Source organism: Micromonospora sp. LOL_021, from assembly GCF_048060215.1.
Lineage (GTDB): Bacteria > Actinomycetota > Actinomycetes > Mycobacteriales > Micromonosporaceae > Micromonospora_E.
Genome location: NZ_JBHMIN010000029.1, coordinates 1 through 22197 on the forward strand (window position 1 = coordinate 1; position 22197 = coordinate 22197).

The 22197-nt window shown below is 71.6% G+C and carries 26 protein-coding genes; 9 read left to right on the plus strand and 17 right to left on the minus strand.

The annotated features are described in order from the left end of the window. Positions 1–301: 301 nt before the first annotated feature. Both ACFHWT_RS19065 and ACFHWT_RS19070 read right to left on the minus strand, forming a co-directional pair. Entirely contained in the window at positions 302–1135 is an 834-nt protein-coding gene (locus ACFHWT_RS19065; RefSeq protein WP_416596014.1) for a TlpA family protein disulfide reductase, read from the minus strand. Between the two features lie 93 nt (positions 1136–1228). Next, on the minus strand, positions 1229–1822 hold the full coding sequence (locus ACFHWT_RS19070) for a TetR/AcrR family transcriptional regulator (RefSeq protein ID WP_416596015.1): 594 nt from the start codon (positions 1820–1822) through the stop codon (positions 1229–1231). Between the two features lie 111 nt (positions 1823–1933). Here ACFHWT_RS19070 and ACFHWT_RS19075 point away from each other — a divergent pair, with 111 nt between their 5' ends. The 3 genes from ACFHWT_RS19075 (at position 1934) to ACFHWT_RS19085 (ending at position 3285) form a co-directional block, all read left to right on the plus strand. Next, positions 1934–2533 (plus strand): TIGR03086 family metal-binding protein, encoded by a 600-nt coding sequence (locus ACFHWT_RS19075; protein WP_416596086.1) that lies wholly within the window; start codon positions 1934–1936, stop codon positions 2531–2533. A 78-nt stretch (positions 2534–2611) separates the two neighbouring features. Then, on the plus strand, positions 2612–2896 hold the full coding sequence (locus ACFHWT_RS19080) for an ArsR/SmtB family transcription factor (protein ID WP_416596016.1): 285 nt from the start codon (positions 2612–2614) through the stop codon (positions 2894–2896). Continuing rightward, positions 2893–3285: a VOC family protein gene (locus ACFHWT_RS19085; RefSeq protein WP_416596017.1), complete on the plus strand. Its 393-nt coding sequence runs from the start codon at positions 2893–2895 to the stop codon at positions 3283–3285. Before ACFHWT_RS19080 ends, ACFHWT_RS19085 begins: the two co-directional genes overlap by 4 nt. A 174-nt stretch (positions 3286–3459) precedes the next feature. Here ACFHWT_RS19085 and ACFHWT_RS19090 read toward each other — a convergent pair whose 3' ends face one another. The 5 genes from ACFHWT_RS19090 to ACFHWT_RS19110 are packed head-to-tail and all read right to left on the minus strand — an operon-like array spanning position 3460 to position 5826. Further along, positions 3460–4293 carry a hypothetical protein gene (locus tag ACFHWT_RS19090; protein ID WP_416596018.1) on the minus strand — a complete coding sequence of 278 codons (834 nt, stop codon included), beginning with the start codon at positions 4291–4293 and terminating at the stop codon, positions 3460–3462. Continuing rightward, entirely contained in the window at positions 4278–4775 is a 498-nt protein-coding gene (locus ACFHWT_RS19095; protein ID WP_416596019.1) for an HAD domain-containing protein, read from the minus strand. The genes ACFHWT_RS19090 and ACFHWT_RS19095 overlap by 16 nt, the downstream gene beginning before the upstream one ends. 33 nt (positions 4776–4808) lie before the next feature. Beyond that, positions 4809–5006, minus strand: a complete 198-nt coding sequence (locus ACFHWT_RS19100; protein ID WP_416596020.1) for a DUF397 domain-containing protein — start codon at positions 5004–5006, stop codon at positions 4809–4811. A gap of 35 nt (positions 5007–5041) precedes the next feature. Next, positions 5042–5245, minus strand: coding sequence for a DUF397 domain-containing protein (locus tag ACFHWT_RS19105; RefSeq protein ID WP_416596021.1), 204 nt, complete (start codon positions 5243–5245; stop codon positions 5042–5044). An 11-nt stretch (positions 5246–5256) separates the two neighbouring features. Beyond that, a complete protein-coding gene (locus ACFHWT_RS19110) occupies positions 5257–5826 on the minus strand; it encodes a DUF5753 domain-containing protein (protein WP_416596022.1) in 570 nt (189 codons plus the stop codon). Between the two features lie 84 nt (positions 5827–5910). On the opposite strand from ACFHWT_RS19110, the gene ACFHWT_RS19115 reads away from it, so the two are divergent. Both ACFHWT_RS19115 and ACFHWT_RS19120 read left to right on the plus strand, forming a co-directional pair. Beyond that, the gene (locus ACFHWT_RS19115) at positions 5911–6129 is read left to right on the plus strand and encodes a hypothetical protein (RefSeq protein ID WP_416596023.1); all 219 of its coding nucleotides are present in this window, start codon (positions 5911–5913) and stop codon (positions 6127–6129) included. 65 nt (positions 6130–6194) lie between these two features. Further along, complete coding sequence (locus ACFHWT_RS19120; RefSeq protein ID WP_416596024.1) at positions 6195–6341, plus strand: hypothetical protein; 147 nt, start codon at positions 6195–6197, stop codon at positions 6339–6341. A gap of 4 nt (positions 6342–6345) precedes the next feature. On the opposite strand, the gene ACFHWT_RS19125 is transcribed toward ACFHWT_RS19120, so the two are convergent. Genes ACFHWT_RS19125 through ACFHWT_RS19135 form a run of 3 tightly spaced genes read right to left on the minus strand, consistent with a single transcriptional unit; the run spans position 6346 to position 9411 of the window. Continuing rightward, entirely contained in the window at positions 6346–7485 is a 1140-nt protein-coding gene (locus tag ACFHWT_RS19125; protein WP_416596025.1) for a Fic family protein, read from the minus strand. A gap of 28 nt (positions 7486–7513) precedes the next feature. After that, positions 7514–8179 (minus strand): response regulator transcription factor, encoded by a 666-nt coding sequence (locus tag ACFHWT_RS19130; RefSeq protein ID WP_416596026.1) that lies wholly within the window; start codon positions 8177–8179, stop codon positions 7514–7516. Further along, entirely contained in the window at positions 8176–9411 is a 1236-nt protein-coding gene (locus ACFHWT_RS19135; protein ID WP_416596027.1) for a sensor histidine kinase, read from the minus strand. Before ACFHWT_RS19135 ends, ACFHWT_RS19130 begins: the two co-directional genes overlap by 4 nt. Positions 9412–9604: 193 nt before the next feature. On the opposite strand from ACFHWT_RS19135, the gene ACFHWT_RS19140 reads away from it, so the two are divergent. Beyond that, on the plus strand, positions 9605–10603 hold the full coding sequence (locus ACFHWT_RS19140; protein ID WP_416596028.1) for an NAD(P)-dependent alcohol dehydrogenase: 999 nt from the start codon (positions 9605–9607) through the stop codon (positions 10601–10603). Positions 10604–10683: 80 nt separating this feature from the next. After that, a complete protein-coding gene (locus ACFHWT_RS19145) occupies positions 10684–11679 on the plus strand; it encodes a serine hydrolase domain-containing protein (protein WP_416596029.1) in 996 nt (331 codons plus the stop codon). Between the two features lie 67 nt (positions 11680–11746). Here ACFHWT_RS19145 and ACFHWT_RS19150 read toward each other — a convergent pair whose 3' ends face one another. From ACFHWT_RS19150 to deoC, 4 genes are all read right to left on the minus strand, one after another. Then, positions 11747–12517 carry an endonuclease domain-containing protein gene (locus ACFHWT_RS19150; RefSeq protein WP_416596030.1) on the minus strand — a complete coding sequence of 257 codons (771 nt, stop codon included), beginning with the start codon at positions 12515–12517 and terminating at the stop codon, positions 11747–11749. Between the two features lie 118 nt (positions 12518–12635). Next, positions 12636–13490 carry an aldehyde dehydrogenase family protein gene (locus ACFHWT_RS19155; RefSeq protein ID WP_416596031.1) on the minus strand — a complete coding sequence of 285 codons (855 nt, stop codon included), beginning with the start codon at positions 13488–13490 and terminating at the stop codon, positions 12636–12638. Continuing rightward, positions 13483–14913: an aldehyde dehydrogenase family protein gene (locus ACFHWT_RS19160; RefSeq protein WP_416596032.1), complete on the minus strand. Its 1431-nt coding sequence runs from the start codon at positions 14911–14913 to the stop codon at positions 13483–13485. The genes ACFHWT_RS19155 and ACFHWT_RS19160 overlap by 8 nt, the downstream gene beginning before the upstream one ends. A gap of 5 nt (positions 14914–14918) precedes the next feature. Then, positions 14919–15884: a deoxyribose-phosphate aldolase gene (deoC, locus tag ACFHWT_RS19165; RefSeq protein ID WP_416596087.1), complete on the minus strand. Its 966-nt coding sequence runs from the start codon at positions 15882–15884 to the stop codon at positions 14919–14921. 143 nt (positions 15885–16027) lie between these two features. On the opposite strand from deoC, the gene ACFHWT_RS19170 reads away from it, so the two are divergent. Beyond that, the gene (locus ACFHWT_RS19170) at positions 16028–17329 is read left to right on the plus strand and encodes a glycosyltransferase (RefSeq protein ID WP_416596033.1); all 1302 of its coding nucleotides are present in this window, start codon (positions 16028–16030) and stop codon (positions 17327–17329) included. Beyond that, positions 17310–17942, plus strand: coding sequence for a uracil phosphoribosyltransferase (gene upp, locus ACFHWT_RS19175; RefSeq protein ID WP_282233921.1), 633 nt, complete (start codon positions 17310–17312; stop codon positions 17940–17942). Before ACFHWT_RS19170 ends, upp begins: the two co-directional genes overlap by 20 nt. 19 nt (positions 17943–17961) lie before the next feature. On the opposite strand, the gene ACFHWT_RS19180 is transcribed toward upp, so the two are convergent. From ACFHWT_RS19180 to ACFHWT_RS19190, 3 genes are read right to left on the minus strand one after another with little or no spacing between them, the layout of a single operon-like run. After that, positions 17962–18453, minus strand: a complete 492-nt coding sequence (locus ACFHWT_RS19180) for an NUDIX hydrolase (protein ID WP_416596034.1) — start codon at positions 18451–18453, stop codon at positions 17962–17964. A 28-nt stretch (positions 18454–18481) separates the two neighbouring features. Further along, positions 18482–20446 carry a hypothetical protein gene (locus ACFHWT_RS19185; protein WP_416596035.1) on the minus strand — a complete coding sequence of 655 codons (1965 nt, stop codon included), beginning with the start codon at positions 20444–20446 and terminating at the stop codon, positions 18482–18484. Between the two features lie 56 nt (positions 20447–20502). Continuing rightward, the gene (locus ACFHWT_RS19190; protein WP_416596036.1) at positions 20503–22197 is read right to left on the minus strand and encodes a phospho-sugar mutase; all 1695 of its coding nucleotides are present in this window, start codon (positions 22195–22197) and stop codon (positions 20503–20505) included.

Consider the following 22197-nt stretch of genomic DNA (forward strand, 5'->3'; position numbering starts at 1 on the left):
ATCAACGCCGCCATCAACATCAAGGCCGCCGGACAGGCGGACTTCAACGACCGTCGAGCGCGGGTAAGACCGGGACTTGTCCCGGCGGCGCGCAGTGAAGCGGTAACCCACCCGGACGCTGCGTGTTCCACGCGCAGCGTGGAGGGGATCTCCGTCCCTCAGGGCGGAGAGGATGTCAATGCCGCAATCGGCCGTCGTCCTGCTGCCCGGCACCGGGCACATCCCCATCGGGTACACCGGGTCCGTCCAGCGGTTCCTGGCCGGTGAGGATGCGCGTGTCCCGGACGGCGGGCGGCGGCGCTCACCGCAGCAGCAGACCCCCGACAACCGCGACGATGATCAGTAGCAGCCCCGCCGCAGCTGGGCCGCGGCGGTCGGCGGGAAGCCAGCGGAACAGCCGTGACAGTCGACCGAGGACCGCCAGCGGCGCTGCCGCGCGCCAGACGTCGCGTTCGACGCCGCGTCCGGCGAAGGCCCCCACGCCGGGCAGGTGGCCGACCGCCCGCAGCAACGGTCGCACCATTGCCCTGCTGGCATCCCGTACCGGCGGTTGGCCGGCGGACGCCCGGGTGAGCGCGGACCGCAACCCGCGCTCGTCGTTTGCCCAGTGTGCCCGGTAGACGATGACGCCGGTAGGGCTCAGCAGGTAGGCCGAGTTGGGTTTCGGGGTCATGGCCCGGTGCAGGTCGCCGTCGATGTCGTCGACCGCGACCTCGAAGGTGAACCCGTGGTGGGTACGCAGTTCCTGGGCGTGTGCCCACTTCTCCGGCGTGGTCCGTGGCTGGGTGAACACCTCGCCGGGATGTGCTTCGCGGGTGTTGACCAGCACGAACCGCACCTGTCCGGCGAACTCGGCGTGCAGGGCACGCAGGATCGGTCCGGCGCTCTCGGTGACCGGGCAGGTGCGTGATCCGAAGATCATCAGCACCGGCAGCGGTCCCAGGTCGTCGCTGCGGAACCGCCCGCCGTCCAGGGTGGGCAGATCGAACGCCGGCACCCGGTCGCGGGCGCCGGGCGCGTCGGCGCGGAAGAACATGTCGTCGATGAGCAATGCGGTGGTGAAACGCTCGAACCGGTACGCGGAGCCTGGCGTGGATGTGGGTCGGCTGCCGGTCGTCGATGCTGGCCTGTCCATGGCTGATTCTCCTCGTGTCGTCGTGCTGGCCGCAGTTGACCGATCAGTCAACTCGGCGGGTACGCGAAACCGCACGTCGTCGTCGACGTGCGGTCAGTCGGCCTGGTCGATGAGTGCTCGGACCCTGGTGCGGGCGTTCGCCACGAGGCGGGGATCGTCGTAGACCTTCGCCAGCAGCGCCAACCCCTGCAGGTACGCCAGGACACGTAGCGCCGCCGCCTCCGGGTCGGTGGTCCGGGTCAGCTGACCACGGGCCTGAGCCTCCCGGATGGCGTCGACGAAGTAGCGGGCCCAGGCTCGCAGGACGTCCTGCGAGCGGTCCCGGCCCGGCCCCGGCTGGGTGGACAACTCGGCGGTCAGACCGCCCAACGGGCAGCCGGGCGTCGCGCCCATCTTCTCGCGCATCAGCCCGAGCATCCGGGCGAACCCGTCGATGGAGCGGTCGATGCGGGCGAGTGGCTCGATCTCGGCCTGGAACGCCTCGTCCAGTACGGCCCGCACCATCGACCAGTTGAGGTCGAGTACCGCCAGGCCGAGCGCCTCCTTCGACGGGAAGAAGTGGTAGAGGCTGCCCCGGTGGACGCCGGCCCCGGCGCAGATGTCCTCGATGCTCACCTCGGCCAGCGAGGTGCCGTGCACGAGGTCGCGTGCCGTGCGCAGCAGGCGCTCCCGGGTGTCTCGTGCCATCAGATGAACCCGCCTTCTTGACCGTCTGGTCAACAGACTAGGTAAACTTGACCGTACGGTCAAGGAAGCGGGTGTGGAGCCCGGTCCAGATTCGCGGTATGGAGGTGCGACATCGCCACCGACTTCGTCAGGTTCTATGAGCAGGCCAGCCGGCACTTCTGCGACCTCGTCGCGCGGATCGGCACCGACCAGTGGAGCGCCCCGACGCCGTGCTCCGAGTGGGACGTGCGCGCGCTGGTCGACCACGTGGTGCGTGGCAACCTCGCGGTGGTCCCGGTGCTCGACGGTATTCACCTGGCCGAACTCGGCAGGCTCGACATCGCACGCCCTGACTTCGACGTGCTGGGCGACGATCCGCCAGCGGCGGTACGCCACTCGGTCGACGTCGCCGTCGAGGCGTTCTCCCGCCCCGGGGTGCTCGATACCGTTGTCCACCATCCGGCCGGCGACATGCGGGGCCGGCGGCTGGCCGGCCTGTGCTTCAACGACAACCTGGTGCACGGCTGGGACCTGGCCCAGGCGATCGGTGCCGACGCGACCCTCGACCCGGTGTTGGTCGAAGCCGCCCATGCCTATCTCGCACCGGTAGCGGGCTCCCTGTCGGCGAGATACTTCGCGGCGGCGCCGGACGTCGGGCCCACCACGGACCGCCAGACCGAGTTGCTCGCCCTGCTGGGCCGGGACGCGTCGGCGTGGAACCGGGCGCGGTAGCCGCCCGACGATACGACGACGCCGGTTCCCGCCGGTAGGACTTGATATGCAAGTGCAGACTTGCCTATTGTGGGGCGGGTGGCGGTCCTCTACCGGGCACTCGCGGACCCGACCCGGCGGCGGATCATGGACGAGCTCGCCCGCAAAGGCGGGATGAGCCTGTTCGAAATTTGCACCCGGCTGCTAACCGAACACGGCACCACCTCCACCCGTCAGGCGATCTCCCAGCACCTGGCAGTCCTGGAGGAAGCCGGGCTCGTCCGCTCCGAACGGGTCGGCCGCACCAAACTCCACTACCTCGACACCCGGCCGCTGCGCTCGATCATCGAGCGGTGGCCACTCAGCGATATGGAGAACCCATGAAAGCCCGCATCTACATCACCAGCGTCTTCGTCGACGACCAGGCCAAGGCGCTCGCCTTCTACACCGACAAACTCGGCTTCGTCCCCAAGACCGACTTCCCGGTCGGAGAGCACCGGTGGCTCACCGTGGTCGGCGCCGACGCCCCGGACGGCGTCGAACTTCTGCTGGAGCCCGACGAGAACCCGGCCGCCCAGGCGTACAAGCAGGCGCTCGCCGAGCAGGGCATCCCGGCGGCCTCGTTCGCCGTGGACGACGTCGCGGAGGCCTACCGGGAGCTGCAGGCCGACGGGGTCACCTTCGTCCAGACCCCCACGCCGATGGGCCCGGTCGTCGGCGCGGTCCTCGACGACACCTGCGGCAACCTCATCCAGCTGGTCAGCCCGGCCTGAGCCCTGACCTCGACGCGGAGCTTCCGGAGTCAGACAGTGGGGCGCTCGGCGAGCCGGGGTAGAGGTCGCGGGATCCGCCATATGGTAAGTGACTTCTCCCGGCCCGACGCCGCCAGCGCCCTCGCCAGTGCCCTCGCCGCGATGAGGTGGCCAGGTTCTGGTTCGGTCCGACCACTACTGAGCCGGTCGACACCGCATCGGCGGGACGTAGATCTCCGGGATCTCATCCATGATCCGCTGTACAGTCTCGGCAACGTCCAATGTTGTCGTGTCGATGCCGATGTAGCGGTAGTCGGCATCGAGAGCCTCGCGGATGGTCCGATCTTCCGGGATCAGATCGACCCGGTCACGCCATCGCTGTGTCGTCCGCTTCGCCCGGGTGAGCCGGCGCTGGTCGCGTACGGCTCGGTCGACCAGCAACTCGACCAGGAACACCGCCGTCTGAGGCGGCAGGAGTTGCCGGAACGCGCGATAGTCGTCGTAGTCGCGCAGGAAGCTGCCGGTGAGGACATTGACATAGCCGGCAGCCCAGAAGTTTGTCACCAGAGCTGCGATGTTGCGTCGGAACAGATCGAAGAACCCGTCGTCCATTGGGCACGGGTTGGTCTGCCCGATGTCCTCGGCGTCGACCCGCGTGCCGTCAGTCGTGCAGGGGAGCAGCGCACGCAGGACCGTCGACTTGCCGGCGCCCTCCTCGCCGGTGACCAGCACGATGTTGTTGACCGCCGTGGCAGCCGGATCCGCTGATCGCTGCCTGTGCACCTCGGTCAGCTGATCGACATCGGCGAGAGTCGCCTGACGTACGTGGGCCGATGCCGGCTGCGGCTCGCCATGATCACTTGACGCTCTGCTGGGCGACACGCCGACATTCTCCCAGCAGAGCATCAAGTGATCATGGCGAGGGCTGGAGCGCTTCATCGATGTGAGGCTGAGATACCTCACGACGCGCTCGTAGCGTGTCTCAGCCTGACATCGACGCGGCACTGCTGCAGTCAGGCCGCGAGCCACTGGCCGATGGTTGAGAAGTCGGCGTCGGTGAGGCCGAGATGCGGGTCGACGCGGTGCAGCAGCGCCTTGCCTGGGTGATGCTCTGCGACCCAGCGCCGGTCCAGGTCGGAGATCTCGTCGTCGAGCCAGACGAAGGCGTGTCCGGCCGCCCAGCTGGTGAGGAACGGCGTCTTCCAGTGCACGCCGCGCGGGGGCTCGTCGTCGGAGTCCGGCCATGCAACGACCGGCAGTTCCGGCAGGCCGAGCAGTGGTGCGACGACCTCGTTCGCCTCGGCCATCCACGTGGTCGCCCAGACCAGTTGACAGTCGAGCGCCAGCAGCCGGCGGCCGTCCTCCGGATCGACCCGCTCCAGCAGCGGATTGCCGATGGCGTCAAGATGAGCCGCACGGTGGGGCGAAGGTGACCGGCTGGTCGCGCGAGCGGCGAGGGGAATCAGCACTCCGTCGACGTCGAGGAAGACGTACGGGCGGTCGGCGGGCACGGTGTCGGTCGTCGGAGGGGTAGGCCGGTCGGGTCAGCGGCCGGACACTGTGGTGAGGAAAGCCGTCCATGCGTCGGTGGGGAAGATGAGCGTCGGGCCGTGCGGGTCCTTGGAGTCGCGTACGCCGATCGAACCGCCGGCCAGCGTGGCCACCTCGATGCAGTTCGAGCCGCTGGCGCTGCTGCGGCTGCTTTTGCGCCAGTGAGCGCGGGACATGTCTGGCGTAGTCATGCCAAGTCCATCGGAGGCGGTTGCGCGCAAGCCGATCAGCCCTTCGCGGACTCGTGGTCCTTGAGGCCGGACAGGAAGTTGGTGAAGGCCGCAGGGCTGAAGATCAGGGCTGGACCGGTGGCGTCCTTGCTGTCCCGTACGCCTACGGCGATGTCAAGATCGGCCACCTCCACGCAGTCGCCGCTTCCGTCGCCGCTGGACCGGCTGCTCTTTCGCCAGTTTGCCTTGGAAAGGTCCATTGCTGTCACCCCTACTCGATGCTGTCCCGTGCGCGAGCGATCAACTCTCGTGACTCCTCGACACCGGCTGCCGTCGCCCGCAGGTAGTCGAACGCCAGGCTATACCGCCTGACGTCACTCTCGCCTTCCACGTCCAGGTCACCCGTGAGCGTCTCGACGAAGACGACCGAGGGGTGCTCAGGGAAATCCATGATCGTGAAGGCGCCGTTGAGGCCCGCGTGCCAGACTGCCTGCTGCTTGAGGACCTGGATGGTCACGCTGCTGGGCGGTGTCAGTAGACGGTCGAGCTGAGCCTTGAAGATCTTCGGTCCACCGATAGGCCGGTGCAGCAGGGACTCGTCCAGGATGGCCCACTGCTTCAGCGCGTCCTCGGTGAGCCGGTGCTGGCGGGCCAGCCTTGCCTCGACGTGCTTGTCGATGTCGTGTGGCGTCCGGTCTCGTCCTGCTGGCTCGCCGGTGAAGGTCGCCCTTGCGTAATCCTCTGTCTGTAGTAGGCCGTTGAACGTGCCCCATGACCAGGTGCGGAGCCCAGACGCCTCGGCCTCGAAGGCGATGTAGGTGCTGGCCGGTACACGCTGCACCTGACGTTCGCCGCCGTCGACTTCGACGAAGCGCGGGAGCAGGCCGTCGCGTACGCCGAAGGGCTCGCCATCCTGTGCCCGGAGTTGGGTGAGTACGCGCCGCTGCTGTCCCGGGCGGAGGCGTGGAACTTCAATGAGCCGTTGTTCTGCGGGGTACGCGGTCCGGACGATGAGGTGTGCGCGGAGGTCCGTCACCACCCGGGGTTCCACCGGGCGGCCGGGCTGGGCGGGTTGTGCGACGGCGACGGCGACAGCGACGCCAACGCCAATGGTGCCGGCGACGCTGACGGCACACTGACCTGACCGGCACCCCGGTCACGCCGCCGTACCCGAGGGTCGCGCCGTGCCGGCACTGCTGCCGGCCGGTGTTGCGCGACAACGACGGCGTCTGGATTCACGCCGACCTGTCGTACGTCTGCCGCGACCGCTGGGGTGGGATCACCGCCACCACCACCGCCGCACCCGAACCGCCCGCCTGGTACACCGAAAAGCACCAACCCCAGGTGATCCCCTGAGGGGCTACTGGTAGGGGTCGCGGCCCGGCCCGCGTACAGCTGCGGTCGCCGCTTGGGCGATCTCGGCCGCCGCCCCGGCGGGCAGATAGACCCGGGAGGTCGCGTTGCCGCGAGGCGTCAGCAGGCCGGCGCGGGTCAGCGCCTGCACGTCGCGGATGGCCTGATCGCGGCTGAGACCTTCGTCCTGTTGATACGTGGTCCGCCGCAGCTCGCCGGCGGCGGCGGCGTAGAGCGCCGAGACGACCCGTCCGGGCAGGCCCTGCTGCTCGGTGAGGCGTTCCAGATCCATCCACAGTCGAACTGTCCACTCGTAGCGTCGTTTCACCCGCTGCGCCTGCCGATGATGCGCCGCCAGCACGAAGCGCAGCCAGGGGTGGGCGTCGCGATCAGGTTGGAAGCTGCCGTCCTGGGCGGACCGCAGTGCCTCGTAGTACTGGACTGTGTTGATCTGCTCGCCCAGCCACTCCTCGATCGAGGAGAACTCGGCGGCGAGTTCGTCGGTGCGGGCCAGCACCAGAGTGTGCAGGGCGCGGGCGGTCCGGCCGTTGCCGTCGCGCCAGGGGTGGATGCCGACGAGGTTCAGGTGTGCCATCGCCGCTCGCGCGTACGCCGGCGCGTCGAGGTCGCCGTGGCGGAGCCAGTCGACCAGTTCGCCCATCAGCCCGGGGACCCGCTCCGCGTCCGGGCCGGTGTACACGGGCTCCAGCGGATCGGCACTGGTCACGAAGATCCCGCCGGTCCGGTAACGGCCAGGCCACTTCGCCGGCTGATACTTGGTGATCATGAAATGCAAGGTCGAGAGCAGCGTCTGCGAGTACTCGAAGAAGTCCAACTCAGGCGTCTGCTGCACGTACGTCATCGCGTCGCGGTAGCCGACGACCGCCTGGCGGACCTCGTCGCTGGTCTCCGCCGACATGGGTGCCTGCTCGACGAGCGCTCGGGCGTCCGAACCGCTGATCGTGATGTGCTCGATGGTGTTCGAGCCCTGGATTGCGGCGGCGAACAGGCTCCGCCGCAGTTGGCCCGCCCAGCGCGGGGTGGACCGTAGCTGCAGCCGCAGGTCGGCGCGCATCTGGTCCAACTCGCGCAGGACCCGCAGGTCGGCGGCGTCGAGCCGGGGCATCGCGTAGATGCATGCCACCATGCTACAAGAGTAGTAGCATGTGCGATGGTCAGGGTAGCCAGCCGGGGCGGACCAGGCCGGCCTCGTACGCGAACACGACCAGCTGGGCGCGGTCCCGGGCACCGAGCTTCACCATCGCCCGCGACACGTGGGTCTTCGCCGTCGCCGGGCTGACCACCAGCCGGGCGGCGATCTCGTCGTTGGACAGCCCGGTGCCGACCAACGCCACCACCTCCCGTTCCCGGTCGGTCAGCTCGGCCAACCGTCGAGGTGCTGCCGGAGCGGCGGTACGGGCGGCGAACTGCTCGATCACCCGCCGGGTCACGCTCGGCGACAGCAGACCGTCCCCGGCGGCCACCACCCGTACCCCCTGGATCAGCTCGGCCGGCTGCGTGTTCTTCACCAGGAACCCGGCCGCCCCGGCGCGCAGCGCCTCGCCGACGTACTCGTCCAGCTCGAACGTGGTCAGCACGACGATCCGTACCTCGGACAGTCGCGGGTCGGCGGCGATCTGCCGGGTCGCGGTCAGCCCGTCCACCCCGGGCATCCGGATGTCCATCAGGACCACGTCCGGCCGGGTCTGCCCGGCCAGCCGGACCGCCTGCGCGCCGTCGCCGGCCTCACCGACGACCTCGATGTCTCCCTCGGCAGCCAGCAGCGCCCGGAATCCGGCCCGGACCAGCACCTGATCGTCAACGAGCAGCACCCGAATCACGCCGACGTCTCCTCAGCCTGCGAGTCGGTGGGCAGCGGCAGGCGGGCCCGTACCCGCCAACCGCCGCTGCCGTCCGGCGCGGGACCGGCGGTCACCTCGCCGCCCAGCGCGGCGGCCCGCTCCCGCATCCCGGTGATCCCGTTGCCGGCCGGGGCAGCAGCCGCCGCAGCACCCGGGGCCGCAGCGCCCGGCCTCGGCGCACCGGCGCCGTCGTCGTCAATCTGGAGCATCAGCGCATCCTGCCGGTAGCCGATGGTGACCGTGGCGGCGGCACCCGAGCCGGCGTGCCGCCGCACATTGGTCAACGCCTCCTGCACGATCCGGTACGCAGCCCGGTCCACGGGAGCCGGCAACGGCCGGGCCGTACCGTCGATCACCGTTCGGGTCGCCACCGCCGCGTCGTCGGTCAGCTCGCCGAGCCGGTCCAGCCCTGGTGCCGGGGCGCGCGGCGCGGCCTCGCCGCTCGGGTAGAGCGTGTCGAGCACCGCCCGGACCTCACGCAACGCCTCCGCGCTGGACTGCGCGATCGCTTCCAACGCCGCACGGGCCTGTTCCGGGTCGCGGTCCATCAGGTGCAGACCGACCCCGGCCCGTACGTTGATCAGCGACAGATGATGACCGAGTACGTCGTGCAGTTCGGCGGCGATCCGCAGCCGCTGCTCGGTGGCCCGGCGGCGCTGCCGCTCCTCGGAGAGCCGGCGCTGCTCCGCCACGCCCTCACGGACCCGGGCGGCGACCAGGGTGCCGATCTCGGTGACCAGCCCGGCGGCGACGACCATCGCCAACGCGAGCAACGCCTGCCGCAGGGTCGCGCCGGTGACCAGCACCCAGATGCCGTACGCCGCCATCGCCGTCGCGCCGACCAGCCGGCGGTGGCCGGCAGCCCGCGCCGCCGACGCGGCGATCAGCGGTGCCAGCAGGGTCACCCCGGCCGGCTGGTCCAGCAGGTGGTACGCCAGGGTCGCGACGACCACGATCAGGAAGTTGCGCCGAGGGGACCGGTGCCGGTCGGCCAGCGCCAGCCCGCTGAACACCAGCAGCACGTACCCGGTGATCCCGACGCTGCCCGACTGCCAGCTCGCGGCGATCGCGGTGCCGACCGGCTGCCCGATCGCGGTCAGCACCGCCAGTCCGGGCCCGCGTCGCGACTCCGTCGGACCGTCGCCCGGCGCTGCTGGTTGCCCGTGCGGCGCGGCCGGGCCAGCGTCGGTGTCGGGGTGCGGCCGGGTCATGCCCGCACTGTAGGCCGGCCGGCGTCGACCGCGGCAGCCCCGACGGAGGCAGCCCGGCGTACGCCCGGGGGAGTAGGCCGCTACCGCGCTACCGCGCCGGGCGCAGCCGGGATGCCGCCGACGCGCCGACGCGCCACCCCGGCCTTCGCCGACAAGCTGTGGGTCCCAGCGGATCCAGTGAGGAGAATCAGCGATGAAAGCGATGGTCCAGCACCGGTACGGCGCACCCGACGTCCTGCGGTTGCGCGACGTCGACCCCCCGACCCCCGGCGACGACCAGGTGCTGATCCGGGTGCACGCCAGCTCGGTCAACGCGTACGACTGGCACATCATGCGCGGCGACCCGTACATCGCCCGGCTGTCGTTCGGGCTGCGGCGGCCCCGCGCGGCCGTGCGCGGCCAGGACTTCGCCGGCCGGGTCGAGGCGGTCGGCGCGGCGGTGACCCGGTTCGGCCCCGGTGACGAGGTGTACGGCGAGGCCGGTCCCGCCGGCGGCGCGTTCGCCGAGTACCTGTGCCTGGCCGAGAACCTGGTCGAGGCGAAGCCGGCGAACCTGAGCTTCGCGCAGGCGGCGGCGGTCCCGCTGGCCGCCACCACCGCCCTGGTCTGCCTGCGGGACGCCGCCGACCTGCGGGCCGGGCAGCACATCCTGATCAACGGGGCGTCCGGCGGGGTCGGCACCTTCGCGGTGCAACTGGCCAAGGTGTACGGCGCGCAGGTGACCGCGGTGTGCCGGACCCGCAACGTCGCCCTGGTCCGGTCGCTCGGCGCCGATCACGTCGTCGACTACACCCGGGAGGACTTCACCCGTACCGACGCCGTGCGGGCCGGCCGCCGCTACGACGTGCTGCTGGACCTGGTCGGCAACCGGTCGTTGGGCGACTTCCGACGGGTGCTGACCCGTGACGGGACGCTGCTGCTGTCCGGCGGCGGCGTGTCCACCGGCGGCAGTGTCTTCGGGCCGCTGGGTCTGCTGCTGCGCGGGCCGCTGGTGGGGCGGTTCGTCAAGCAGCAGATCGTCGCGCCGTCGGCGACGGCGGGTCGTGGGCACCTGACGGTGCTGCGGGAGCTGGTCGAGGCGGGCAAGTTGACCCCGGTCGTCGACCGGACGTTCCGGTTGAGCGAGGTGCCGGACGCCATCCGGTACGTCGAGACCGAACACGCCCGCGCCAAGGTCGTCGTCACCATGTGATCGCCCGTCGGGAAGTGGAGCGGACGGCGGCGATCGACGGTCCGACATATCCTCGGTGGATGGTGACGGGGGGGTGGCGTGTGACGACGAGTCGGATAGGTGAGCTGCTGGCCGAGGCCGAGCAGGCCGGGCAGCTGGGCGGACTGCACGCGGTCGTGGTGGTGAAAGGCGGCCGGACCCTGCTGGAGCACTACGGGGCGGGCGAGGACTTCGCCTGGGGTGATTCGCTGGGCGTCGTCGAGTTCGGCCCGACGACGCTGCACGACCTGCGCTCGGTCACCAAGAGCGTTACCGTGCTGCTGTACGGTATCGCCCTCGGCGACGGGCTCGTCCCAGGCCCGACGGAACCGCTGCTACGGCGGTTTCCCGCGTACTCCGACCTGGCAGCTGACCTGGACCGGGCCGGGCTGACCGTCGCGCACGCGCTGACCATGTCACTGGGGCTGGACTGGCGTGAGGATCTGCCGTACGACAATCTGGACAACGGTGAGATCGCCATGGAGCTGGCCCCGGACCGCTACCGGTACGTCCTGGAGCGGCCGATCGTGGAGCCACCCGGCGAGCGCTGGTCCTACTGCGGCGGTGCGACCGCGCTGCTCGGCAAGCTGATCGCCGACGGCACCGGGCAGGCGTTGGAGGCGTACGGCTGGGCGAAGCTCTTCGCGCCGCTCGGCGTCGAGCAGTTCCACTGGATGGCCGGCGACGACGGGGTGGCCTCGCCCGCGTCTGGGCTGCGGCTCACCCCGCGTGACCTGGCCCGCATCGGCGAGCTGGTGTTGGCCGGCGGGGCCTGGGGTGGCCGTCAGTTGGTGCCGGCCAGCTGGATCAGCGAGATGCTTGAGCCGCGTCTGCCGACCGGGTGGAGCGCCGAGTACGGCTACCACTGGTATCTGCAGACCGTCGCCGGCCACCGGACGGCGTCGGCGATGGGCAACGGCGGCCAGCGCCTGATCGTCCTGCCCGACCTGGAGCTCGTCGTCGTCGTGACCGCCGGTAACTACGACGACCCCGAGCAGTGGCGCACCCCGGCCGCGGTGCTGGAGCAGGTCATCCTGCCCGCGCTCGACGTCACCTAGCCACCCGGCACGAGCCGAACATCAGGTACCTGTCGGCGGGAAGATGAGGTATCTGGTGTTCGGCTCGTCACGGCTGGGCGCGACGGCTGGTGCGGCGTTCGTCGATCGCCTGTCGGACATCCTGTGCGACTTGCCCGCTTCTGCGCAGTACGTGGTCCGCGGTGAAGCGCAACACCAGCCAGCCGGCGGCCCGCAGCGCGTTGTAGCGGTGCACGTCCCGGCGGAAAGTGGCCCTACCCCGGTGATGGTCGCCCTCATATTCGAGGGCGATCCGCCACTGCGGGTAGGCGAGGTCGACGCGGCCGATAAAGCGCCCCTGCGGATCCGCGACCTTGTGCTGTGGCACCGGTCGGGGCAGGCCGGCGTCGTGCAGCAGCGCGTCGACGGCAGCGACCGCGTCCGGGCGCGGCAACGTACGCCCCAGGTCGAAGGCGGTGCGGACCTCCGTGGTCATCGGCACCGCACTGAGCAGAACGGTGTCATCGACGGCCAGCGTCGAGTTGGTGACGGCGATGCGTGGGTGCCGCCGGATCCGACCGGTCCGGGGCAGTACGACATGGACCGGGCTGCGCCGGGGGAGTAGGTCGACTCCCCAGAGGTACGCGGCACTGAGCCCGCAGACCGCCGCGCCGGCCGGCAGTTTCAGCGCCACCGCGTTGCACCACATCCGATGGTCGTCGGGGTCGAAGGCCGCAGCGTGCACATAGACGTCGGGCAGCAGCCGACACCACGCCGGCCCGGCCAGCATCCGTTTGCTGAGCAGGCCGGCGGCGACGGCGTGGCTACCGGAGAACGGGAGAAAACTCAGCTGGTTCGGGACACTGGCGGCGCGGGACACCGGCGTAGCCTGCCCGGCGGCCGGCCACTGCCGCTGCCCTGACCGGCCGGACGGTCACCCATCCGACACGTTGCGTCTGCCGTCCGCGTACCTTGCCCGGCAACCACCCGTGGCGGGTTCAGTTGCCCTTCGGGTGCCAGACGGTCTTGGTCTCCAGGAACGTGGTCATCCGCCGGGTACCCGGGTCGGCGGACCAGTCGACCGACCCGACAGCCGGGCGCAGCACCCGCTTGAGGTTGCCGGCGGCGGCCTGCTCCAACTCGACGGCCAACTGCGGGTCGGCCACCCCGGTCAGGTCCATCGCATCGACGTCCAGATGCGACGCCAGCCACGGCGCGGTCTCGGCGAGCGCACCGGTCAACACGTTGACCACCCCGCCGGGCAGATCGCTGGTGGCCAGCACCTCGGCCAGGGTGACCGCCGCCAACGGGCGGGTCGGCGAGGCCAACACCACCGCCGTGTTGCCACTGACGATCACCGGGGCGACGACGCTGACCAGGCCGAGCAGCGACGGCTCGGCCGGCGCGACGACCCCGACCACGCCGGTCGGCTCCGGCGTCGACAGATTGAAGTACGGGCCGGCGACCGGGTTGACGCCGCCGTACACCTGGGGGAGCTTGTCGGACCAGCCGGCGTACCAGACCCAGCGGTCGATCGCCGCGTCGACCTCGCCGGCCGGCTCGCCGAGCGCGACGAACTGCTCGCGCCTTCCTTCCAGCATCTCGGCGACCCGGTAGAGAATCTGACCCCGGTTGTACGCGGTCGCGCCCGACCAGCCTTTCACCGCCGCCCGGGCCGCGACGACGGCGTCGCGGAGGTCCTTGCGGGAGGCGAGCGCCACGTTGGAGTCCTGCACCTGGTACGTCCGTCCCGACTCGCTGCGCGGAAACTTCCCGCCGATGAACAGCTTGTACGTCTTGCGCACGGCGACCCGCGCCGGCCTGGCGGCGGCCACGGCAGCACTGTCAGACATCGAGGTACGCCTCCAGTCCGTGCCGGCCGCCCTCGCGGCCGTAGCCCGACTCCTGGTAGCCGCCGAACGGCGACGTCGGGTCGAACTTGTTGAACGTGTTCGCCCACACCACCCCGGCGCGCAGCCGGTCGGCGGCCCACAGGATTCGGGAACCCTTCTCCGACCAGATGCCGGCGGACAGCCCGTACGGCGTGTTGTTGGCCTTGGCGATGGCCTCGTCCGGGGTGCGGAAGGTCAGCACGGACAGCACCGGGCCGAAGATCTCCTCGCGGGCGATCCGGTGCGCCTGGCTGACCCCGGTGAACAGGGTCGGCGCGAACCAGAAGCCCTGCTGCGGCAGGTCACACGGCGGCGACCAGGCCTGCGCGCCCTCGTCGGTGCCGGCGGCGGCCAGGGTACGGATCCGGTCCAGCTGGGCGGCCGAGTTGATCGCCCCGACGTCGGTGTTCTTGTCCAGCGGGTCACCGACGCGCAGCCGGGCCATCCGCCGCTTCAACGACTCCAGCAGCGGCTCGGCGATCGACTCCTGGACCAGCAGCCGGGACCCGGCGCAGCAGACGTGGCCCTGGTTGAAGAAGATGCCGTTGACGATACCTTCGACGGCCTGGTCGATCGGGGCGTCGTCGAAGACGATGTTGGCGGCCTTGCCGCCCAGCTCCAGGGTGAGTTTCTTGCCGGTGCCGGCGACCGTACGGGCGATCTGCCGACCGACGTCGGTGGAACCGGTGAAGGCGACCTTGTCGACGTCGGGGTGGCCGACCACGGCCTGCCCGGTGGCACCGGCCCCGGTGACGATGTTGACCACGCCGGCCGGCAGGTCGGCCTGCTGGCAGATCTCGGCGAACAGCAGCGCGGTCAGCGGGGTCGTCTCGGCCGGTTTGAGCACCACCGTGTTGCCGGCCGCCAGCGCCGGGGCGATCTTCCAGGCCAGCATCAGCAGCGGGAAGTTCCACGGGATGACCTGCCCGGCGACGCCGAGCGGGCGCGGGTCCGGGCCGAATCCGGCGTACGGCAGCTTGTCGGCCCAGCCGGCGTAGTAGAAGAAGTGCGCCGACGCCAGCGGCAGGTCGACGTCGCGGGACTCGCGGATCGGTTTGCCGTTGTCGAGCGATTCGAGTACGGCCAGCTCGCGACTGCGTTCGGCGAGCGCTCGGGCGATCCGGAACAGGTACTTGGCCCGGTCCCGGCCGGGCATCGGACCCCAGACCCGCTGGTACGCGGCCCGCGCGGCGGCCACCGCCAGGTCCACGTCGCCGGGGCCGGCCTCGGCGACCTCGGCGAGCACCTCCTCGGTGGCCGGGTTGACGGTCTTGCGCGCGCCGCCGTCGGTCGGGTCGACGAACTCGCCGTCGATGAACAGACCGTACGAGTCGCGGATGGTGACGACCGAACGGGACTCGGGCGCCGGTGCGTAGTCGAACACGCTGATCAGTCCAGGGTGACGTAGTCGGGACCGGAGTAGACCCCGGTGGTGAGCTTCGACCGCTGCATCAGCAGGTCGTTGAGCAGAGTGGAAGCGCCGAACCGGAACAGGTCGGGGGTGAGCCACTCGTCGCCGGCGGTCTCGTTGACCAGCACCAGATACTTGATTGCGTCCTTGGTGGTACGGATGCCGCCGGCCGGTTTGACGCCGATCCGCCGCCCAGTGGCGGCGTGGAAGTCCCGGACCGCCTCCAGCATGATCAACGTGACGGGCAGCGTCGCCGCGACCGGTACCTTGCCGGTGGAGGTCTTGATGAAATCACCGCCGGCCAGCATCGCCAGCCAGGAGGCGCGGCGCACGTTGTCGTAGGTGGCCAGCTCCCCGGTCTCCAGGATGACCTTGAGGTGGGCGTCGCCGCAGGCCTGCTTGACCGCGACGATCTCGGCGTACACCTGCTCGTAGCGGCCGGCGAGGAACGCCCCCCGGTTGATCACCATGTCGATCTCGTCCGCGCCGGCGGCGACCGCCGCCCGGGTGTCGGCCAGCTTCACCTCCAGCGGCGCCTGCCCGGACGGGAAGGCGGTGGCCACGCTGGCCAGGTGCACGCCGGAGCCGGTGAGCGCCTCGGCGGCGGTCGGCACCATCGACGGGTAGACACAGACAGCTGCGACCGGTGGGCAATCGGGGTCGGCCGGGTCGGGGCGACGGGCCTTGGCGCACAACGCGCGTACCTTGCCGGGGGTGTCGGCGCCCTCCAGAGTGGTCAGGTCGACCATCCGGACGGCCAGGTCGATCGCCCACGCCTTGGCGGTCGTCTTGATCGACCGGGTGCCGAGCGTCGCGGCCCGCTGCCGCGCGCCGACCTCGTCGACGCCGGGCAGCCCGTGCAGGAAGCTACGCAGGGTGGCTGCGGAGCGCCCCACCTCGGCCAGATCGTGGCGCGCGGGTGCCGGGGTGCTCACCGCTGTCATGCCCGCGAGTCCTGTCATGTCCGCGAGTCTACGTCGCCAGCGAGTTCACGATCTTGGCCGTCGTCCGATCGGACGAGCAGACTTAACGGCGCTGTTGGCCTACCGTTACATCATGTTGGCCCCGGTGACCCACCGTCCCTGACGTGCGAGCAGTGCACTTCACCGACACGTACCTGCCCCGCCGCGACGGGGTGGTCACCTCGCTGCGGACTCTCGCGGCGGCGTCGGCCGCCGCCGGGCATCCCGGCCTGATCGTGGTGCCCCGGCATCCGGACCAGCCGGCCGAGGCGGACGTGCTGCGGCTACGCGCGCTGCCCTGCGGAGTCGCCGACCTGCGGTTGTCGCCGTGGCTGCTGCGCGGCGCCGCCGCCACCGGCACCATCGCCGAGATCGCCGCCCACGCCCCGGACGTGGTGCACGTGCACACCCCCGGACCGGTCGGGCTGCTCGGCGTCCTCACCGCCCGCCGGCTCGGTCTGCCGCTGGTCCAGACCTACCACACCGACCTGCACGCGTACGCCGACGCGTACCGGGTGCCGGCCCGCGCGCTCAGCGCCGGGGTCCGGCTGTACGCCCGCCGGCTCGGCGTACCCCGCCCGGCGGCGGCGCCGTCCGGCCACGCCCGCGACCACCGGCCGATGGCCAGCGGCGCGGTCGCCCGCCGCCGCGCCGCCATGGACGCCACCAACACCCTGCTGCTCGGCGGCGCCGACGCGGTGGTGGTGCCGACCCGGGCGGTGCTGGACCGGATCCACCTACCGGTGCCCGCCGACCGGGTGCACCTGGTGCCGACCGGAGTCGCGGCCCGCCGCACTACCGCCGACGAGATCAACGCCTTCCGGTACGGCCACGGCATCACGCCCAGCGACCGGGTGGTCCTCTACGTGGGTCGGATCAACCGGGAGAAGGGCATCGACCTGCTGATCGCCGCGTTCGAGCGGGTGCTGGCCGGCTGCCCGGCCGCCCGGCTGGTGCTGGTCGGTGCCCTGTACGAGCCGCGCTGGCTGGCCGGGCTGCTGCGGACCATCGACCCTCGGGTGGCAGCCCGGATCACCCTCACCGGCCAGCAGGGCCCGGACGTGGTGGCTGCGGCGTACGGGGCCGCCGAGGTGTTCGCGTTCGCCTCGCAGACCGACACCCAGGCGCTGGTCCTGCAGGAAGCCGGCCTGGCCGGGGTGCCGGTGGTGCTGGTCGACCGGGCGTTGCACGCGCACGGTGCGCTCGCCGGCGCCGCGCTGCGCACCGAGCCGCAGCCGGGTGCGCTGGCCGGCGGGGTGCTGCGGCTGCTGCTCGACCCGGACACGGCCCGCCGGCAGGCGGCCACGGCGGCGGCCCGCTGTGCCGAACACACGCCGGCCCGTTACGCCGAGGCGATCCGTGAGGTGTATGCGTCGGCCGCCGGGCTGGCGAGTAGGTTCAACGACCGTGGACGTACTCGTAGTTGACCATCCCCTCGCCCAGTCCCGGCTGACCGCGATGCGCGACGCCCGGACCGACTCGGCGGCGTTCCGCGCCGCGCTGCACGAACTCACCACCATGCTGGTGTACGAGGCGGCCCGATCCTTCCCGGTGGAGTCGTTCCCGGTGACCACCCCGGTGGCGCCGACCGACGGGACCCGGCTGGCCAACCCGCCGCTGCTGGTGCCGGTGCTGCGCGCCGGGCTCGGGATGGCCGACTCGGCGTTGGCGCTGCTGCCGGAGTCGTCGATGGGCTTCGTCGGGCTGGCCCGTGACGAGGAGACCTACGAGCCCCGGGCCTACCTGGAGTCGCTGCCGGTCGACCTGGCCGGCATCCCGGTGCTGGTGCTGGACCCGATGCTGGCCACCGGCGGCTCGCTGGAGCACTGCTGCCGGCTGCTCGCCGACCGGGGTGCCACCGAGATCACCGTCCTGTGCGTGCTCGCCGCGCCGGCCGGAATCGACCGGCTGGACCGCTCCGGCCTGCCGTTGCGGCTGGTGACCGCGTCGATCGACGAACGGCTCAACGAGAAGATGTTCATCGTGCCGGGGCTCGGTGACGCCGGTGACCGCCAGTTCGGCGGGATGCCGCGCTTTTGAGCGGCTTGACCAGTTCGGCTCAGCCGGCGGCGGTCCAGCTCCAGCTGGTCGCCACGCCGTCGACGAACGGCATCACGCCGTGGAAGACGGTCGGCTGCTCGGCGAAGACCAGCGGCAGGAAGTGCCGGTCGCTGGGCCACATCGGCACCCGGCCGGCGAGGACGTCGGCCAGGTCGGTCCAGACCAGGGTGCCTTCCGGGCAGTCCGGCCGGGGCTCGCCGGACCAGGTCGGCACCCGGAACAGGAATCCGAACCAGTTCTCGCTGTGCCGGCCGAAGCCCGGCCAGGAGATGGTCCCGGCCAGCTCGACCCGCCCGCACTCCAACCCGGACTCCTCCCGGATCTCCCGGCGCATGCCGGCGATGACGTCCTCACCCGGCTCCAGCTTGCCGCCCAGGCCGTTGTAGTAGCCGTAGTGGATGTCGTCCGGCCGGGTGTCGCGGCGCAGCATCAACACCTGACGTCCGTCAGGGGAGAGTACGTAGCCGAGGGTCGCGATGATCGCCTGCACCTGGTCACCATAGGTACCCGGTCGCCGGTCAGCCGCAGCGGTGTCCCACCAGCACCTCGGTGGCCGGGACCTGGTCGGCCGCCGACAGCGGGTCCGGCTGCGCGGGATACCCGGTGTCGCGGTGGCGGGTCTGCTGCGGCGCGGCGGCCAGCCGTAGCTGCGGGCCGACCGGGAACCGACCGACCGGCGGGCGCAGCAGGCGCTGCGCCAGCTCGGTCGCGGTGAACGGGGCGCGGGCCGCCGCGGTCTCCGGATCGACCTCGTACGGTGACGGGGTCGGGAAGTAGCGGTTGAGGAACTCGACCCGCAGCCGGCGGGCGACGGAGTCGACCGCGTCGGTGAGCCCGGTGTCCAGCCCGAACGCGTCGGCGTCGCGGCGGTCGAGCAGCCGGTGTAGTCGCAGCGCGGCGTCGGGGGCGGCCGGGTCGACGCGGTGCCGACGCAGCGACCCGGGCACCGCAGTGCCCCGCAGGTACGACCAGTGCTGGTGCAGCGAGCGGATCAGCGACACGTCGTCCGGATGCCGGATCTGGTGACCGCGAATCCGGGCGACCAGCTCGGGACTGCTGGCGCAGATCTCGGCCAGTGTGGAGCGGCGCACCGGCAACGGTACGCCGACCGGGGTGCCCGGGTCGACGAGGCGGTCGAACTGGTCGGCGAAGACGCGCCGTGCGGCGGCCGCCGCCGGGGTGTCTCCCTGGACGGCCGGCTGGCCGGCGCCCCGGGCCGGCCCGGGTGGCGGGCTGAGCAGCACCTTCGGGATCCCGTTGGCTTCGAAGAACGTGGTCCGGTCGACGGGCCGGCCGAGAAAGACGTTGCCGGGCAAATAGAGGAACCGTTCAGCCAGGCCGTCGATCTCGTGCACCGCGGATTCGACGGCGTACGGGTTGAAGGTGGGCAGCACGGTGTGGCCACCGAGCAGGTCGCGATGGTCGACCACGGTCAACCGTGCATTGTCCACGTCGAGCCAGCCCGGCACCTGGTCTGCGGTGATCAGGAAGATCCGCCGGATCCAGGGCGCGTGCAGGTGCACCGAGCGGAGCAGGTGGCGCAGCTCCTCGGTGCCGTCCCAGCCGACCCATTCGTCGCTGGCGTAGCCCGCCGGGCCGGCACCGCCGGTGCGGCGGCGGTGCCGGTCGGCGCGTCGCGTCGGTGGCACCGGCCCGGCGGTGCGGGCCATGGCCCGCTGCCGGCGGGACCGCCACCGCGGGTCGGTCGGGTCGGTCCAGCAGCAGACCAGGTCGACCGGGAAGTCGGGCCAGGTTGCCGGCCGACGGGTGAACGGGGTACGGGTCACGTGCCGGGCGATCCGGTCCTCCGGCGCGAAGCAGCAGGCCTCGGCCTCGGTCAGCCGTACCGGGGCCGACCGGGCCGGGACCTCGGCGGTGACGTCGTTGCTGCGGGGCGCGTGCAGCCGGTCACCGTCGACGGTCCAGAACTCGATCTCGCAAGCGGCCTGCCCGCCGTACGTGAGCTGACCGTCGACGCTGGTCACCGCCTGGAAGATCCGGATCACCGGGGCCCGGCGCAGCCGCCAGCCGGGCCGGGCCGGCAGCCGCCGGTGCCGGTGTCCGGCGCGCGCCACGGCCAGGCCACCGACGCGGCCGAGGGCCCGCAGCGCGGCGGTACGCTCGCCGGCCGGCACCCCGACCCGGCTGCGGAGCCCGGACGCGGCCGGGATGACGAAGTGGTCCACCCCGGCCCGGGCCAGCGCGTCGGTGACGAGGTGCAGGTTGCGCCGGTGGGCGTTGAGCGGGCTGATCGTGTCGTCGACGACGGCCAGGATGGGGCGTCCGTCCAGTACGGACCATCGCCGGGGGAGACCGGCGGCGGTCGGTCGGGCCGGCCGCAGACGTCGGGCCAGCCAGCATCGGGCGACCTGGCCGGGCCGACGGGCCAACCGGAACAGGGTGGTCCGCCGGTGGAAGGGGAGCAGCGCGTACCGCCGGTGCGTCGCGGCGGTCAGGTGGGCGAAGCAGCGGCTAGCCAGCATAACCAGCTAAACGAGTAGCAATATGAATTGGTCGCGCCTAAGGGGTCAAACGGACATTATTTGATGTTCAGGGCGGCCGATGTCTCCGTCCGCAGCCCTGCCAACGCCCGGTCGGCCCGTTCGCGGGCCGCGGTCGGGTCGCCGCCCGGCACCGGCTGGACCACCTCCAGGTACGCCTTCAGCTTCGGCTCCGTCCCGGAAGGACGGACCACGACCCGGGCGGTACCGGTACGGAGGATCACCACGTCGGCGTCGGGCAGCAGATCCTGCGTCGCGGTGACCGGCTCGCCGAGTAGCGTAGTCGGCAGGTTCGCCCGCAGGTACGCCATCGCCGCGGCGATCTCACTCAGCTCGTCGACCCGCACCGCGAGCTGGTCGGTCTGGTACACCCCGAACTCGGTGGCCAGTTCGTCGAGCCGGTCGGCCAGGCCCCGACCGGCCGCCTTGAGCTCGGCGGCCAGCTCGGCGAGCAGCAGCGCGGCGGTGATGCCGTCCTTGTCGCGTACCTGGTCGGGCGCCACGCAGTAGCCGAGCGCCTCCTCGTAGCCGTAGACCAGCGGCACTTCGGCCGTGTCCGCGAGGTCGCTGCCAGCCCGGACGATCCACTTGAAGCCGGTGAGGGTCTCGGCGTACGGCTCGCCGCGTGCCGCGCACAGCGCGCCGAGCAGCGACGACGAGACGATGGTGGTGGCGTAGCGGCCGTGCCGGCCCCGCCGGATCAGGTGATCGGCGAGCAGCACCCCCAGCTCGTCGCCGCGCAGCATCCGCCAGCCGCCGCCGTGCGGCACCGCGACCGCGCACCGGTCGGCGTCCGGGTCGTTGGCGATCGCCAGGTCGGCTCCGTGTGCCCGGGCCAGCGCGACGACCCGGTCCATCGCGCCTGGCTCCTCCGGGTTGGGAAACGCCACGGTCGGGAACTGCGGATCCGGCTCGGCCTGCTCGGCGACGACCAGCGGTGCCGGGAATCCGGCACCGACGAACGCCTCCCGCAGCACCGCGCCGCCGACGCCGTGCAGCGGCGTGTACGCCACGGTCAGCGCCCGGGGGGTCGCCGGGTCCACCACCGTCACGGCACTCCGCAGGTAGCCGGCGACGATCTCGTCGTCCAGCGTCTTGCCGGGGCCGCCGAGCGGCACGTCGACCAGCTTTCCGACCGCCCGGATCGCCGCCTCGATCTGCTGGTCGGCCGGCGGCGCGATCTGCGCGCCGGCACCGGCCGGTCCGCCGAGCTGGGCACCGAGGTAGACCTTGTAGCCGTTGTCCTGCGGCGGGTTGTGGCTGGCGGTGACCATCACTGCCGCCACCGCGTCGAGCGCGCGGACCGCGTACGCCAGCACCGGGGTGGGCAGCGGGCGGGGCAGCAGGTAGGCGTCCCGCCCGGCACCGGTGACCACTTCGGCGGTGCGCACCGCGAAGGCCCGTGACCCGTGCCGGGCGTCGTAGCCGATCACCACCGGCCCGGTGCCGCCCTGCTCGGCCAACCAGCTCACCAGCCCGGCGGCGGCCCTGGTGACGACCTGCAGGTTCATGCCGTTCGGGCCGGCTCGCAGCGGGCCGCGCAGCCCGGCGGTGCCGAACGTCAACGGTCCGGCGAACCGGTCGGCCAGCTCGGCGGCGCTGCCCGGCAGTTGGTCCAGCAGCGTCAGCAGTTCGGCGCGGGCGGCCGGGTCCGGCTCGTCGCCGAGCCAGGCCGCCACCCGCGCCGGCAACGTCGCCGGGTCGCCGGCTGCTGCCGGCTGGTCGATGGACAT

Bases quoted from the DNA above. Each gene is read 5' to 3' on its own strand.
- ACFHWT_RS19190 (WP_416596036.1), bottom strand. From the start codon at position 22,197: ATGTCCATCGACCAGCCGGCAGCAGCCGGCGACCCGGCGACGTTGCCG.
- ACFHWT_RS19105 (WP_416596021.1), bottom strand. From the start codon at position 5,245: ATGGACCTTTCCAAGGCAAACTGGCGAAAGAGCAGCCGGTCCAGCGGC.
- ACFHWT_RS19085 (WP_416596017.1), top strand. From the start codon at position 2,893: ATGAAAGCCCGCATCTACATCACCAGCGTCTTCGTCGACGACCAGGCC.
- ACFHWT_RS19065 (WP_416596014.1), bottom strand. From the start codon at position 1,135: ATGGACAGGCCAGCATCGACGACCGGCAGCCGACCCACATCCACGCCA.
- ACFHWT_RS19070 (WP_416596015.1), bottom strand. From the start codon at position 1,822: ATGGCACGAGACACCCGGGAGCGCCTGCTGCGCACGGCACGCGACCTC.
- ACFHWT_RS19185 (WP_416596035.1), bottom strand. From the start codon at position 20,446: ATGCTGGCTAGCCGCTGCTTCGCCCACCTGACCGCCGCGACGCACCGG.
- ACFHWT_RS19155 (WP_416596031.1), bottom strand. From the start codon at position 13,490: ATGTCTGACAGTGCTGCCGTGGCCGCCGCCAGGCCGGCGCGGGTCGCC.
- ACFHWT_RS19125 (WP_416596025.1), bottom strand. From the start codon at position 7,485: ATGGTGGCATGCATCTACGCGATGCCCCGGCTCGACGCCGCCGACCTG.
- ACFHWT_RS19100 (WP_416596020.1), bottom strand. From the start codon at position 5,006: ATGACTACGCCAGACATGTCCCGCGCTCACTGGCGCAAAAGCAGCCGC.
- ACFHWT_RS19135 (WP_416596027.1), bottom strand. From the start codon at position 9,411: ATGACCCGGCCGCACCCCGACACCGACGCTGGCCCGGCCGCGCCGCAC.
- deoC (WP_416596087.1), bottom strand. From the start codon at position 15,884: ATGACAGCGGTGAGCACCCCGGCACCCGCGCGCCACGATCTGGCCGAG.
- ACFHWT_RS19140 (WP_416596028.1), top strand. From the start codon at position 9,605: ATGAAAGCGATGGTCCAGCACCGGTACGGCGCACCCGACGTCCTGCGG.